Source organism: Ferruginibacter paludis, assembly GCF_030409685.1.
Taxonomy (GTDB): Bacteria; Bacteroidota; Bacteroidia; order Chitinophagales; family Chitinophagaceae; genus Ferruginibacter; species Ferruginibacter paludis.
The window spans coordinates 28,841-44,006 of sequence record NZ_JAUFQJ010000015.1 but is presented as its reverse complement, the minus strand read 5'-3'; the positions used below and the strand labels follow the sequence as shown (position 1 = coordinate 44,006).

The window sequence follows — 15,166 nt, the reverse complement described above, 5'->3', positions numbered from 1 at the left end:
TTGAATTTTTTAATTGCATAATATTTTTTCAAAGGTCCAAAAATCATCCCGGTTTGCATACCAAATCTTACTTATTAAAAAGCCTTCCCTGCTGCTGGTTCCCGTTTTTTGCTTTACTGCAATCCAATTTGTTTTGCATACGTCTGGTTGTCCCAGAACAAATGTTCTTCTTTCATTACACCGTTTTCCCATATACCTACAGTGGCCATCGGCATTTTAAAAGCCTTGCCGGTTGGCTGAATAAATTTTCCATTACCTATCGGCATTGGTTTAGTGAACGTGCCTTCAAACACACCTGTTACCAACGTGTAGCTGCCGGAACCAAATTTAATGGGATGCTCTTTGATCCTGGTGTCGGGCGCATGTACAAACAATTTTTTCATGTCTTCAATATGCGTGGCCAGGCCTTCGGTAACATGACCATCAGGCCAGAAAACTTTTATATTTTGTGCATGACTTTCTTTGAACCGGTCCCATTGCTGGTTGCTGAATACATCAAAATCCAATGCATCAAAGGTTTTAAGATGACCAGCAATGGTATCGTTGGAAACCACTAACTGTTGGGCGATTTTTTTCAGGCTATCGATATTAGAGCTGCCTGCAGTATTGGAAGATGAATGCTGATTACAGCTTTGCATAAGCCCTACAACAATGATAGATACAAAGACAATGGTGAATGATTTAAAATATTTCAGTTTCATATTAATGTTATTTTCTTTTATAAATGTTTAATGCTGTTGTTGAATTTTTATTGATGTGTAAATGTTGTTTACCTAATTCATTTAATATTTATCCTGTTGCTAATACTTTACAAAAAAGCATGAAGTCTGCGAAGTGCGTTTCGAATTTAAAACAGTAACTGGATAAGCTGCCTCTTTCGGTTCGGTTCCGGCTTGCCGGAATTCAAAAAATGCGCAGCATATTTTTTGAAAGAAGCGAAAGCAGCAGCGTTCCAGTTACGCAGCCCCGCCGGCTGAAGAGGCGAAATCAACAAATTGAAAAGTAACAACGAATGCAAAATGAATCTTCAATTTTATCACATAAACTGCTTAAGTAAACGATACTTATTGATGTATTACCAATTTTTCTTCGGCCTTCGCTAACGTAACAGGCTTGCCTAATGCACCAAACTCGTGCAGGTCGCCAAATACTTCAATGCGGATGGATTGGTCAAGACCACCCACACGAACCGGTTCAAAGCCATTGTCGTGAATGAGTTGCTCTATGTCTGCATTGATACTGGTATCATCATTGGCATAGAACAATACATTGGCAGGTTGCTGAAAAGCAGCGCCGGCAAGAGATGCAGCACCCAATGTACCCAACGCCTTTACCAGTGTTGCATTGGCAGGCAGCAATGCAGCGAGTAACTCTCCCGCAGACTGATCCTTATCAATGATCTTTTTAAAGCCGCCTTTTTCATCAGGTGCAATGGGGTTAGAAGGGTCGACGATAATTTTTCCCTGCAGTGCTGTAGCGTAGGTTTTAAACAATTCTTTGATGGCATCAAACCAAACGGCCAGTACCACAATGTCTGCTGCTTTGATAGCATTGGCAATGGATGCCGGGCTTGCGAGACTGCCTGCTTGCTGCGCAAACGCGTTTGCTTTTTCGATTGATCTGTCGGCAACAATGACTGAACGGTTACCTTTTAAAAGATTGGTGGCTACTACGGTTCCGATATTTCCTAAACCGATTACTGCAACTTTTAAATGCTGTGTCATAAACTATTTTTTTAATTGATTACATGATTTATTTGTAATGCAAAGCTCCCGCATTGAAGGGGCTGGCTCCAATGACATTGGTTAAGAAATAGTCTTGATGTAGATTAAGGTTTTGCGGACTTTGAAGTTTTGCTGCGTATGTTGCGCAGCCTGCTTAAAAACTCCGGCGTTACGCCAAGGAAGGCGGCTATCTGCACTTGTGAAAGGCGGTTGGCTAGATGCGGGTAAAGATCCAGGAATGATTGGTAACGTTCTTCAGCCGTAGAGCTGATGTTTTGCAGCAAGCGTTCCTGCAGGCGGACAAATGCATTTTCTACCAGCACCCTGAAGATGCGGTGAAACTTCGGTGCTTCTGTATACAGCACAATCAGGTCATCCAGGCTGATTTGTAATACCACCGTGTCTTCCAGGGCATCAATGTTAAGGGCCGAAGGTTTTATATTGTGAAAGCTTCCCAGGTCATTGATCCAGTTATTTTCCGCCGCAAACTGCAGCACATAAACATTGCCCTTCTCATCAATTTTATATGATCGCAGACAGCCCCTTACAACAAAATTAAACTGGGTACATACATCGCCTTCCTGCAATACATACTGACGTTTTCTAAACAGGCGTGGGTGAAACAATTTATTCACCAACTCCTTTTCAGCCTTGCTTAAAGGAATCAGCCGTTCGAAGGAATTGATCAATGGTTCAATGGAAGTTTCTACATTAACTGGTTTCATGCTGCATACTATTCAATCTATAAAAACGCTACGGTACTGAAACTGATTTACTAAAATTGCCGCTGACAAAAATAAACGAAGCTCTAGCATAAACCAAACCGGCAGCAATTTTATAATTTGTTGTTTTGTTATGCAGAAAATATTTGCAGCAGCTTTCTTAAAGGTGGTCGACCTTAGAGTTAGATTGTTGCAAAATTAAATGGAACAAGGTCGGCCACCTTACAAAACGCTGCACCATAAGCAATACAATGAAGTTTGCAAAGCATCAATCTCTAATTCGGCGAAACAAAATCCGGTCTTCTTACCAAACTGTTATTGTACTTGTACCGCAGGTTGGTGCTGAACTTTACTTTAAAGCTATTCATGCCCGGCAATGTTCTGGGAAAGTAAGAGAACCTGGTTTCAATAGTACCAAACAACAGGTTCTCATTCCTTATACGGAAGCCTGCACCCAGCCCGGTATAGATATCACTCTTACCAATCGCGACACCCTTTGGTTTAATAAGAGATGCATCTACAAAAGTAAACGGTGCAAAACCAAAACCCCAGTATTTCCGGGTGCCGTAAAATACCATCTCGGTTTTAGAAGTAATCCGCATGTCGCCTTTTGGCAGTTCATACGCCGAATCTTTTGGCAGGGTAAAATAGGGCAATCCATAATTGCTGATAAACTGCAGTGGTGCGTTGAGTGTATTGGAGAACTGACGTGCGAAAGAACCATTGAAGAAAAAACGCCGGTACCATTTATCGCTCAGTTTCTGCAGCTTTGTAAAATGATCGCCGCTCACCAGTAATTCCACATCTTCCCATTTGTCTTTATAAGTGTACCCGCCCACCCTTACATTAACAAAGCCATACACTTCCTTTTTTGTGTACCGGCCAAAAGTAAACTCGCCGCCTAAGTAGGGCCTGGTTTTAGTAAGCAATCTCAGACTGTCTTTTCTTATATAACCACCAATCAAAGAAACGGTCAGGCCTTGTGGTACATCTTCATTTCTGCCAAAACCATAGATATAACTGGTACGGTAAAAATTCTGTTTAAAAAAACTAACACTTCCAAGCACACCAAGCGTATTGGCAAACACACCGTCATTGGTGGCCGATTCTTTATCTGGTATACGGCTGAAATGCTGGTGCAATCCTCTTAAGGCGACCAGCCTGCGCAAGGGACTTTTTTTGTTTTTATACAACAGCTTTTTTGCGCCGATATTGTACCCCAGCCAACCATCCACGTTATAATATTCATAGCGGTTAAAATCATTATAGGCAGCATCCGCGATATAGCCGTTGATGGTACGGTTATTGGAAAGATCCAATGCCCCAAACCAGCTCAGGTACTGCGATGCAAGCGGTTTCTCCAAACGCAGGTAATATACATTCTCCTCATCCCTGCCGCTGGTAAATGATTTATTATAGGTCTTAAAACCAAGTCCCCAGTTGATAAAACTTCCCCCGATATTGCGTTGCAAAAAATCGCCACTGTACCCAAACATTGGGTTTCGGTTGCCGTCGTACAATACACTTGCAGCGAGTAGCGATCCGGTACCGGCCAGGTTTTGTTCCTTTAATCCCAGCTTGTATTTTTTTGTGCCGCCAATACCAGCGCTGGGCACAATGGAAAATCCGTCTTTAACCAGCACCAGCAGATCAACGGCAGGTGCATCATTGGCTGGTTGCACGATGATGAGGGCATCCTGGATATAATCAAGGTCCCGCAGGTAACGTTCATTATCGGTAAGCAGGTAGGGATTTAATTTATCTCCTTCTTTAAACAATAAATTATTGGCAATTACTTTCCGGGTAGTGTTTTTGTGCAGGGCATCGCCAATCCCCACACCAAAGCCACCGTTCATCTTTGTAGTGTCTTTGATGTCGCCTTCAAAACCCACATTTTTTATCCTTATGTGCCGGATAATTTTACCTGCATAGGGAAGAAAGGGATTGTTCTTCGGATCAAAAGCATTGGCTGTTGCCCTGAAGATGGTATCAGTATTCGTGGCCTGCTGAGCGGCAACGGTAATTGTTAAAAACAGGAAGGCTACAGAAAATACAAGTGTTCTCATCAGCTATTTTGGGTTACTAAAAATAAAGACATTGATTTAGGTGAAAAAGATGCCTGCCGCAAAATCAAATCTGCCATTCGTCTCAAAATTATAAATGGAATAAAAAGCTATTGTCATACATTTATTGACTAAAATAATTTCATGCAGCGGAGACAATTTTTACAAACATCCGGCTTGTTTGCGGCAGGCGTATTGAGTTCCCGTTTTAATGCCATCGCCGGCCCTTTTGCGCCCGGTGAACTTGGTCCCCGGATACCCGTTGATAAAAAAATAGACCCCGAATGGATCAAGTCTTTATACAAGCGTGGCTTTGTGACAAAATACCTGCAGTCAAGAAACGAGCTGCAATACATTGGTATGCCCGTAGGCGGTATCAACGCAGGCACGGTGTATTTGGGTGGAGATGGCAGACTGTGGTTATGGGATATTTTCAACGCCAATCAAAACGGCATCGATCCAAAGGAAATCGACTGGCCTACCGAATTGCATGTAGGAAAGAAAGTCCGCTCCCAGGATGGCTCCGCTTACGTGGCACCGGCAAAAGATATTCGTCCGCTGGACCAGGGCTTTGCATTTAAGATCACACATCAGGGTGGTACCGTTGTTAAAAGAATGCTGGCCGCAGACTGGGATGATATTGTATTTGAAGCAACCTATCCCATGGCCAAAATTACCTACATGGATAAGCAATTGCCGGTGCAGATTGTGGCGGAAATTTTTTCTCCGTTTATTCCATTGGATGAATTGAATTCCGGCCTTCCGGCCACCATTTATTCTTTCAATATTAAAAACAATTCAGCCGCTCCGGTACAGGTCCAAATTACCGGCTGGATAGAAAATAAAACTGGTATCCGCTCTGCTGGTAAGGACGAAGAACGCATCAATACAGCATCCGTAAAACAAGGTACTGCAGCCGTTCTTTGTTCAATTGAAAGCAAAACGGATCCGGATAAATTAGCAGCGCAGCCGGATTATGGCACACTGGGTGTAGCCGCATTGCATAAAAATTCATTTGCCATTGCGACCGTGGATACAGACAATAATCAAGCACTCTTTGTTCCCGCGACTATCAATAAAGTAACATCGTCCGTTGATAAAAAATTAGTTGGTGCCGTATGTTCAACATTGAATATTTTACCAAATCAAACGCAAAAAGCTGATTTTATTTTTGCCTGGCATTTCGCCAATCTTACGTTGGCTGCGATACCCGATGCCGGACAATTTTACAATACGCTGTTTAAAAATGCGGCCGAAGTAACTGCTTATATTCAAAAAAAATTTACAAAGCTTGCGGGTGAAACCCGTCTATGGAAAGAAACTTTTTATGAATCCACTTTACCTTATTGGTTTTTAGAAAGAACATTTTTAAATATTGGTTGCCTGGCTACTACTACCTCTCACCGCATGGAAAGCGGCCGCTATTATGCATGGGAAGGCGTAGGCTGTTGCGAAGGAACCTGCACGCACGTATGGCAGTATGCACAGGCATCCGGAAGAATTTTTCCGCACATGGAAAAAGATATCCGTGAACGGGTTGATCTTGGATTATCATTACAAAAAGATGGCAGTATGTGGTACCGTTGTGAAGCACACAAAGTGCCGGCGGTAGACGGACAGGCAGGTACCATTCTCCGCTTTTACAGGGAGCATCAAATGAGTACCGATAACACCTTCTTACAACAGAACTGGAGAAAAATAAAAACCACCATACAGTATTTGATGACGCTGGATAAAAATACGGATGGCATGGAAGACACGCCGTTGATGAATACACTGGATGCGGAGTGGGATGGAGAAATTGCCTGGATTGTCGGCTTATGTATTGCGGCCGTAAAAGCCGGTGAAATGATGGCGGTTGAAATGCAGGATGATGGTTTTGCCAAGCGATGCGCCAGCTATGTTGCAGCAGGGAAAAAGAATATGGAAGACAAATTATTTAACGGCGAGTATTTTATTCACCGGCCTGATGAAGTGAAAGGAAGAAAAAATTTAGGATCTTACAATACCTGTCATATAGACCAGGTGTACGGACAAAGCTGGGCTTTCCAGGCAGGCATTGGAAGGGTGCTGGATAAAGAAAAAACCATGCATGCATTGAAGAGTTTATGGAAATATAATTTTACGCCGGATGTGGGGCCTTACCTGAAAGACAAGGTGAAATGGAGACCTTATGCTTTACCCGGCGAGGGTGGCATGATCATGAATACCAATCCAAAAAATGAGGCCAATGCCTATGGAGAAAATGTGAGCTGGCAGATAGGCTATTTTCATGAATGTATGAGTGGCTTTGAACACCAGGTGGCCGCACATATGATGGCAGAAGGTATGACGGATGAAGCACTGGTATTGACAAGAACTATTCACGACCGTTACCATGCAGCCAAAAGAAACCCGTTTAATGAAATAGAGTGCAGCGACCACTATGCCCGCGCAATGGCCAGCTACGGTACCTTCATTACTGCCTGTGGATTTGAATACCATGGACCGAAAGGCTATATAAAATTTGCACCCAAAATAAGCCCCGGTAATTTTAAAGCGCCCTTTACATCAGCGGCCGGCTGGGGTACGTATGAACAGCAACAAAATGCAACTGCTATGACAGCCCGGCTGCGCCTGAAATATGGCAGCCTGCAGTTGCAAAGCATCTCGCTGGAAACAAGTGCTAAAGCAAATAAGATAACTGTTCTACTGGGTGCAACAAATATTCCTTGTAATTATGTGCAAAATGGTAATCAGGTAATTATTACGCTGGCAGGCCGGACCATTATTGATAAAAATCAGCAACTAACCATAAAAATTGTTTAGCAATGGAGATGAAAGTAGCAAGCCGAACCGTTGTATCAATTGAATATGAGCTCAGCAATGAGCAGGGCACTGTGCTGGACAGCAATAAAGGTTTTGCCGCACTTGACTTTGTGCAGGGAGCCGGAACTATTTTACCTGCAATAGAACAAGCCTTGTACGGTAGTGTCATCAATGAAAATAAAAAGATCACCCTTCTTCCTTCACATGCATTTGGTTTGTATGATGAAGCGCAGGTGTACCGGCTTCCAATACAGGCGTACCGGCATACCGGCTTTGTGAATGTGGATGATGTCATTCAAATGCCGGATGGAAGGGAAGCAACAATTGTTGCGGCGGATGAAAATTATTTAACAGCAGATGCCAATCACCCGCTTGCGGGGCAGACGCTTTATTATGATGTAACAATTAAAAGCATAAGAGCTGCCACACAGGAAGAAATATTTACCGGACAGCCTATCTCAGCGATGCAGTGTTGTTCGGGCAAGCCGGGTTGTTGCTGATGTTTAATTTTTTACAATTTAAAGAACCTTATCTTTTGTATTTTACAAGATAATGATCACTTTATTTTAAATGTCTGTAGAAATCAAATAACCTACCCCTCATTCCGAATACTAAACCTGTCACTTTAGGCAACACAAAGTATCCCTCCGAGTTGAAAACAATAACTGCGAAAGCTGCATCTTTTGGTTCGGTTCCGGCCAGCCGGAATTCAAAAAAATGCGAAGCATATTTTTTTGAAAGAAGCAAAAGCAGCAGCGTCGCAGTTACGCAGCCCGCTGGCTGTGGAGGCGAAGTCAACGAATCAAAAAAGAGAACGATACAGGAAGACTATTGTGTTATTTAGTACATGCTTAGAGTAGTTGATAATAACCGGCGTCTCCGCTATCATCCTTCAATAAAAAAGGCGCAGAACTTATCTGCGCCTGAAAATAATATATCAGCATATCGCTTAAAATAATTTCTCCGCTGGTGGCTTAGCTCCTGCCAAACGAATGTACACAGTAGTTTGCCCGCGGTGATGCGTTTGATGCTCGAAGCACTTAGCGAGCGCTGCGCCTTTTGTCAAATCAAATCTGCCGAACAATTTTACATTTTCATTCAGCTGCGCTGGTGTCATTTTTTTAATACTGTTAATTACAAAATCATAACCTGCCATTACCAGCTTGGTTACATTAGCTTTTGATTTGTCGGTTGTTTTTTCTGACTCACCAAAACCAACCGGGCTTTTTTCCCCTGTAACGGCAGAAACAAAGCCATAATTGGCATCGGTTAAATGCAGCATCTGTTCTGCAAATGAACGCATTTCCGGCGTGGGTTTCAGGGCGTAGCCCGGTTCGGGCATGGTATCCAAATATTCTTTTGTATATTCTTTGGCCCGCTCCCATTCTTTCACCATATCATTTACTGGTGATTGTGCCTGGGCAAAATTGACGGTGCACAATAAAAGGCACAGCGACATAAAAAATTGAATTGCTTTCATGTTTGTTAGTTTTAGTATAGTAGATAATTAAAAAACACACTACAAAAATGGACGGTGGTACATAAAAATACAAAAAGCGTTGTACCGCCGCAAGTTATTAACACCAGGTTGCGCCACTGTATTCCTGCTGACGACCGCACCTTACTGCCGCAGCTTTTTTTGATATTCTTCCTGCAAATCCCTGAGGGCTTCATCATATCCCTGCTGGTCTTTAAAAGCAGCCGGATTGTAAGCATCGCCGGGCTGATGCTTTTTATGCAGGTCAAACTGACCGGCATGCGATGCCAGCCAGATATCAAAAGAAATATTTTTCATTGCGTTGAAAGTATACGCATAATCGCCGGCTATTTCAGGGTAGGTGGAGATAGCTGTAAATGCTTTATCCGTAACAATTGAAGGCATGTTGGCGATCAGTACTTTGTAAGACCTCTGCTCATCTTTTACCGTAAATAAAAAACTGCAGGAGCCTTTAGTATGACCGGGGTGATGCAGCAGCACGAGTTGCATATTGCCGAGGCGAATGGTATCCCCATCACGGAGTAAACGATCCGCTTTTACCGGTTTAAAGCTTATTCCATGTTGACCCAATGCATAATCCGTACTGCCGCCTGATGTCAATACCGCCGCATCTTTTTCATCCACCATCAGTTGTGCACCGGTTGCTTTTTTAATGGCGGCCATCGCACCCATATGATCGTAATGGGCTTGTGTAGTCAACAGTATTTTTGTATCAGCAAATTTAAACCCGAGGGTTTGGATATTCTTTTTGATTTGTGCAGCAGACGACGCCAGTCCTGTGTTGATGAGGATATTTCCTTCGCTTGTTGTTATAAGATAACACGCCAAATCATACGTGCCCACATAATACAGGTTGCCTGCAATGCGGAATGGCTGATAAGGCCTTGTCCATTCTGCAGGAGTCCTGGGCTCTTTTACTTTTTGTGCAGTTGTTACGGAAAAAGTCAGCAACAGCACAACCGCCAGCAATATACTTTTAAATAAATGGTTAACCATACAGCAATGAAGTATTGAAAATTAAAGTCAAATATACATGGCTTTTTTATTAGCCTGCTGCCTGTTATCCAGATTTCCCGCTACCGAAAAACCGTGCTTATTTTAAACCAACCATTGACTGGTTCATTCATCATCAAATCCAGCTTCCTGCTGGTAAGTCAGATGAGCAGCGGGGTTATATATTTCCTGTAAGCTGTGTTGAAGAGAAGCCACCTATCTCCTTTTCATGGCCCCTTTTTTGTTGCAACCTATTTTGTAACTTTAAAAAACACATAACAGGCTGCCATGGAAAATATAAAAAAGGAAGACATCCAACAGGAGGTATTTGATTTGTATGACGACTATGCCCACAACCGCGTAAACCGGCGTGACTTTATGCAAAAGCTAACTGCTTATGCGGTAGGCGGTATTACGGTAACCTCCCTCATGAGTTTTTTGATGCCCGATTACGAAGGCGCCATCCAGGTAAAAGCCGGTGATCCCAGGGTGCAATCCAGCTACATTACCTATCCGTCGCCAAGGGGCGGCGGTACCATTAAAGCGTTGCTCACAATGCCCACCGGTTCGCAACCCAAATGGGGCGGTGTGGTGGTAGTGCACGAAAACCGCGGCCTTAATCCGCACATTGAAGATGTGGCAAGGCGGGTGGCGCTTGCAGGATTTATTTCGCTTGCACCCGATGCATTAACACCCTTGGGCGGTTACCCGGGTGATGATGACAAAGGTCGTGAACTGCAAAGCAAGCGGGATAAAAATGAAATGCTGGAAGACTTTATAGCAGGCTACGACTACCTGGTAAAACACAAAGACTGCAATGGCAAAGTGGGTGTGGTAGGTTTTTGTTTTGGTGGTGGCATCGCTAACCAGATGGCAGTGCGTATCCCGGAACTTGCCGCGGCTGTTCCTTTTTATGGCGGTCAGCCTCCTGTGGATGACGTGCCCAAAATAAAGGCGCCGCTGTTATTGCATTATGCTGGTTTAGATACCCGTGTAAATGAAGGCTGGCCCGCCTATGAAGCCGCATTAAAAGCAAACAACAAAACATACACTGCCTATATTTACCCCAACGTAAACCATGGCTTTAATAATGATACCACACCCCGCTATGACAAGGCGGCTGCCGAACTTGCCTGGCAACGCACCATTGATTTTTTTAAAGAAAAACTAAAATAGATAAGCATATTTTTTATTTTTCCGCGTCACAATTTTTTCCATTGATATGGATAATAATCTTTGTAAAAACAGCTTGGTTCCTCTTTTATTTTGAATGAAAAGAACCTTTCTGAAACGTGAGCTGATGGTTTAACTTTAGGGTCCAATAAACCATGCTGCATTATGAACCGGAAACTTATCGCTGCTTCTTTTTTATCAATCTGCCTGTTGTGTTCCATGTTTGATGCGCCGGGCCAGGATGCATGGATCAGAATTAATCAACTGGGTTATACACCTGGCGGCATTAAGATAGCGGTATGGTGTGGCAAAGGCGCACAACAAATCACCTCGTTTAATCTGGTGGATTCAGCAAGCGGTAAAACAGTTTTTACAGCACCGGCATCAAAAAATTTTGACGCTTATGGTCCTTTTGAAAATACATTCCGGCTCAATTTTTCATTATTCAACAAACCAGGCAAATATTATCTTTCGGCAGGCAATGCCCTGTCACCGGCGTTCTCAATTGATGCGGCCGTTTACAACGGCGTGGCCGATTTTTGTTTGCAATACATGCGGCAGCAGCGAAGTGGTTTTAATCCATATTTAAAAGACAGTTGTCACACACACGATGGCTATACTTTGTATGCTGCTTCAGCCGGCATAAAAGACAGTACGCATATTGACGTGTCAGGCGGCTGGCATGATGCCAGTGATTACCTGCAGTATTCCACCACCTCAGCCAATGCCACCTATCATTTGCTGATGGCCTACCGTGATTTTCCTTCCGTGTTTACAGATGAAAAACTGGCCAATGGCCTGGACGGAAAAGACGGCTTGCCCGATGTGCTCAACGAAGCCAAATGGGGGCTGGACTGGCTGTTAAAAATGCACCCGAAGCCAGGTTTATTATTTAACCAGTTGGGTGACGACCGGGATCACATGGGCATGCGCATACCCAAAGAAGATAGTTTTTATGGAAGAGGTTTTGAGCGGCCGGTATATTTTGTAAGCGGCGAACCGCAGCAACGCGGTAAGTTTATGAACAACACTACCGGCACATCTTCCACAGCAGCCAAGTTTGCCAGTGCCTTTGGATTGGGTTCCATATTATTTGACAAGACTGATACACCATTTGCAACTATACTACAACAGAAGGCAATTACCGCACTGGCATTTGCAGGCAGGAAGCCGGGGGTTACACAGACCGCTTCCGTAAGGTCGCCTTACATTTATGCAGAAGACAATTGGGTGGATGATATGGAACTGGCCAATGCTGTAACAGCAAAAATGATTCAGGCACAATGGCGCAGCAAACCCAATGCATTGTTGCCTGCCACGCTCAGCAAGGCTATGCGTTATGCAGCGGCAGAGCCGGTCACGCCCTGGCTGGGAGCTGATACCGCCAAACATTACCAGTGGTACCCGTTTGTAAATATTGGTCATTATGAATTAGCCAAACAACTAAAAGGTAAAACAAAAGACACCATCACCGGCTATTACAAAACTGGCATTGAACGGGTATGGGGCAAGGCCAAACAAAACGCATTTTACCGCGGCATACCATTTATCTGGTGCAGTAATAATCTAACAACGTCCTTCGCTATTCAATGTTACTGGTACCGGCAACTCACAGGCGACGGCACCTTTGCCGAACTGGAACAGGCCAACACTGACTGGCTCTTTGGCTGCAATCCATGGGGTACTTCCATGGTGTATGGCTTACCGGCCTGGGGCGATAGCCCGGTAGATCCGCACTCTGCCTTTACGCATTTAAAACAATATCCCATCAACGGCGGACTGGTAGATGGCCCGGTATACACCACCATTTTTAGTAACCTCATTGGCATCCGGTTGCAGGAGGCAGATGAGTACGCGGCTTTTCAAAGCGGGCTGGCCGTTTACCACGATGACTATGGCGACTACAGCACCAACGAACCTACCATGGATGGAACGGCATCGCTGATTTACCTGGCGGCTGCTAAAGAGGCGGAAGCAAAGCAACCGCATAACACTATTTTTAAGGGCGCAGTAACAAGGGGACAAACAGATAAAAAACAACTGGCACTGGTATTTACCGGTGATGAATTTGCCGATGGCGGCGAACACATTGCTGGTGTGTTACACCAGCAAAACATACAAGCCGGTTTCTTTTTTACCGGTAAATTTTACCGCAACCCCGCCTTTCGTTCACTGGTTAAAAAGCTGCGGCAACAAGGCCACTACCTTGGGCCACACAGCGACCAGCACCTGCTGTATTGCGACTGGAACAACCGCGACAGTTTGCTGGTAACAAAAAAACAATTCACCGCCGACCTCAAGGCCAACCTGCAGGCCATCAGCAAAAACGGCATTGCAAAACCAACCTGTTTTTTGCCACCTTATGAATGGTACAACGACAGCATTGCGGCCTGGACAAAAGCATCCGGACTGCAGCTCATCAACTACTCGCCCGGTACGTTGAGCAATGCGGATTATACCTACCCCGGTTTAAAAAATTACCGCAGCTCAGGTGAAATCTACCAGTCCATTTTGCAAACCGAAGCAAGTGATGCACATGGTTTAAACGGTTATATTTTATTGCTGCACATTGGTACAGACAGCCGCCGTACCGATAAATTGTATGACCGTTTAAGTGAACTGATAACGGCGTTAAAACAAAAAGGATATGCATTTAAAAGAGTGGATGAGTTGTTGAGGTAAAAGTATTCGCGTAGCAAATTTTTACACCTTGAGGTGGGTGATTTTTAAGTGCTGCCTGTACTTCCTTCATCGATATTTAAAGAGTAAAATCTGCAGGTACGCCGGTAAATTCAAGCCCCTGATGAAGGCAAAAATCCATGTATCAGTCAACAGCTGATTACCACACAATATTGTTTGCTTTTAATTCGCCGTCTTTACGTACCAACGGTTAACGGTATTGTATTTTCCTTCAATAACAATTTTATAAAAATCGGCGGGGATGCGGCTGATGTTGATGGTGGCGTGCCGTTGGGTTACGGGCACTTCTGCCAGTAACTGGTAAGCATCCTGGCCTCCGTCTTTAAAATGATTGGTAGTACTGATCCAGATCTTTGCCGTGCCTCCGGTATCAAATACCTGCCAGCTGATGTCCATTTTGTTTTGAAAGTAATTCAGTTGCGGCAGCGCTACAGATACTTTGCCAAGCAGGGAGATGCCATCTACTTCCCGTTGAATGCTGCCCGGAATTTTTACTTTAAAAAAATCGGCCAGTGCCGGCATAATATCTACAATACCGGGATTGCTTACCTGTGCATAATTGTTAAAGCGTTTGTTGCTAACCATCCAGGTGGTGCGTTGCCTTGGTGTCTGTCCTCCATGGTTGTGCCCGCTGATTTCCTCCCGGCCATGATCGGTGGTGAGGATGATGAGCCAGTCTTCATGAAAATGTTGTTGCCTGTATTGAATGGCTTGCCAGATTTTAGCTACCTGTTTATCGAGCTTTTCGATGGCGTCCAGCTGTTGCGGACTGTCGCCATACATATGCCCCATATCATCCGTGTATTCAAGATACACCCAGGAAAGGTCGGGTGCGTTTTGTTGTATGGATTGCGCAGCGGCTTCGGCTACTTTTTCATCAATGTTGTGCAGGTAGGCAGATTTATCATCATGCGGAAAATGAATGGTGTCGAGTTCAAATCCGTCTGCAACATAATCCACTTTTACGTTGCCGGTTGCCGCCATGCCTTCACCGACCAGCTTTGTCCGGTTATCCAGCCAGGTGCTGTACACACCAATTTTTTTGGCAGGATATTGCGCCTTGAACAAAGTAAAAATAGTTGGGTAGTGGTAGTTGGGCTCTTTAATGTCATTGTCCCACACATTATGTTTATTGACCCAGGTGCCGGTAAGCAAGCTGTTGTAGCCAACAGCAGATATCGTGGGGGTTTGGCTGTAGGTGTCTTTATCGCCGCCTACATGCGCCCTCGTGTACGTGCCTGCCTTCGCAATGCGTTGTATGTTCGGTGCAGCAGCATTTTCAATTACATCGGCAGGTATGCCGTCTGCAATTATAAATACAGCTTTTTTCTGAGCGGCACTGTGGCCCGCAATCACAATAAAAAGAAACGTGATTAATTTTTTCATATCCTGTTTGTGAGCAAATTTAAGCAGGGCGTTGTTAAAAAAATTATTTGTCTGCAGACTAAAATCAAGTCGCATTACAATTAATAATTGTTATTGAAT

Annotated in this window: 12 protein-coding genes; 5 read left to right on the top strand and 7 right to left on the bottom strand. The window is 44.1% G+C overall.

Annotation, left to right across the window (positions count from 1 at the left end):
• Positions 1 to 113 precede the first annotated feature (113 nt).
• The 4 genes from QWZ08_RS21080 to QWZ08_RS21065 form a co-directional block, all read right to left on the bottom strand.
• Entirely contained in the window at positions 114 to 701 is a 588-nt protein-coding gene (locus tag QWZ08_RS21080; protein ID WP_290339534.1) for an ester cyclase, read from the bottom strand.
• Between the two features lie 363 nt (positions 702 to 1,064).
• Entirely contained in the window at positions 1,065 to 1,724 is a 660-nt protein-coding gene (locus QWZ08_RS21075) for an NADPH-dependent F420 reductase (protein ID WP_290339533.1), read from the bottom strand.
• A gap of 104 nt (positions 1,725 to 1,828) precedes the next feature.
• Positions 1,829 to 2,449 carry a Crp/Fnr family transcriptional regulator gene (locus QWZ08_RS21070; protein WP_290339532.1) on the bottom strand — a complete coding sequence of 207 codons (621 nt, stop codon included), beginning with the start codon at positions 2,447 to 2,449 and terminating at the stop codon, positions 1,829 to 1,831.
• A 272-nt stretch (positions 2,450 to 2,721) separates the two neighbouring features.
• Positions 2,722 to 4,512, bottom strand: coding sequence for a BamA/TamA family outer membrane protein (locus QWZ08_RS21065; RefSeq protein ID WP_290339531.1), 1,791 nt, complete (start codon positions 4,510 to 4,512; stop codon positions 2,722 to 2,724).
• A 141-nt stretch (positions 4,513 to 4,653) separates the two neighbouring features.
• Here QWZ08_RS21065 and QWZ08_RS21060 point away from each other — a divergent pair, with 141 nt between their 5' ends.
• The 3 genes from QWZ08_RS21060 to QWZ08_RS21050 all read left to right on the top strand — a co-directional run bounded on the left by QWZ08_RS21060 (position 4,654) and on the right by QWZ08_RS21050 (position 8,161).
• Positions 4,654 to 7,317, top strand: coding sequence for a GH116 family glycosyl-hydrolase (locus tag QWZ08_RS21060; RefSeq protein WP_290339530.1), 2,664 nt, complete (start codon positions 4,654 to 4,656; stop codon positions 7,315 to 7,317).
• An 8-nt stretch (positions 7,318 to 7,325) separates the two neighbouring features.
• Entirely contained in the window at positions 7,326 to 7,817 is a 492-nt protein-coding gene (locus QWZ08_RS21055; RefSeq protein ID WP_290339529.1) for an FKBP-type peptidyl-prolyl cis-trans isomerase, read from the top strand.
• 152 nt (positions 7,818 to 7,969) lie between these two features.
• Positions 7,970 to 8,161 (top strand): hypothetical protein, encoded by a 192-nt coding sequence (locus QWZ08_RS21050; RefSeq protein WP_290339528.1) that lies wholly within the window; start codon positions 7,970 to 7,972, stop codon positions 8,159 to 8,161.
• A gap of 105 nt (positions 8,162 to 8,266) precedes the next feature.
• Here QWZ08_RS21050 and QWZ08_RS21045 read toward each other — a convergent pair whose 3' ends face one another.
• Entirely contained in the window at positions 8,267 to 8,797 is a 531-nt protein-coding gene (locus tag QWZ08_RS21045) for a DinB family protein (protein WP_290339527.1), read from the bottom strand.
• A gap of 141 nt (positions 8,798 to 8,938) precedes the next feature.
• Positions 8,939 to 9,811 (bottom strand): subclass B3 metallo-beta-lactamase, encoded by an 873-nt coding sequence (gene bla, locus QWZ08_RS21040; RefSeq protein WP_290339526.1) that lies wholly within the window; start codon positions 9,809 to 9,811, stop codon positions 8,939 to 8,941.
• 285 nt (positions 9,812 to 10,096) lie between these two features.
• On the opposite strand from bla, the gene QWZ08_RS21035 reads away from it, so the two are divergent.
• Both QWZ08_RS21035 and QWZ08_RS21030 read left to right on the top strand, forming a co-directional pair.
• Positions 10,097 to 10,984: a dienelactone hydrolase family protein gene (locus tag QWZ08_RS21035; protein ID WP_290339525.1), complete on the top strand. Its 888-nt coding sequence runs from the start codon at positions 10,097 to 10,099 to the stop codon at positions 10,982 to 10,984.
• A 162-nt stretch (positions 10,985 to 11,146) separates the two neighbouring features.
• A complete protein-coding gene (locus tag QWZ08_RS21030) occupies positions 11,147 to 13,663 on the top strand; it encodes a bifunctional glycoside hydrolase family 9 protein/polysaccharide deacetylase (protein WP_290339524.1) in 2,517 nt (838 codons plus the stop codon).
• Between the two features lie 180 nt (positions 13,664 to 13,843).
• On the opposite strand, the gene QWZ08_RS21025 is transcribed toward QWZ08_RS21030, so the two are convergent.
• Entirely contained in the window at positions 13,844 to 15,067 is a 1,224-nt protein-coding gene (locus tag QWZ08_RS21025) for an alkaline phosphatase family protein (RefSeq protein WP_290339523.1), read from the bottom strand.
• Positions 15,068 to 15,166 lie beyond the last annotated feature (99 nt).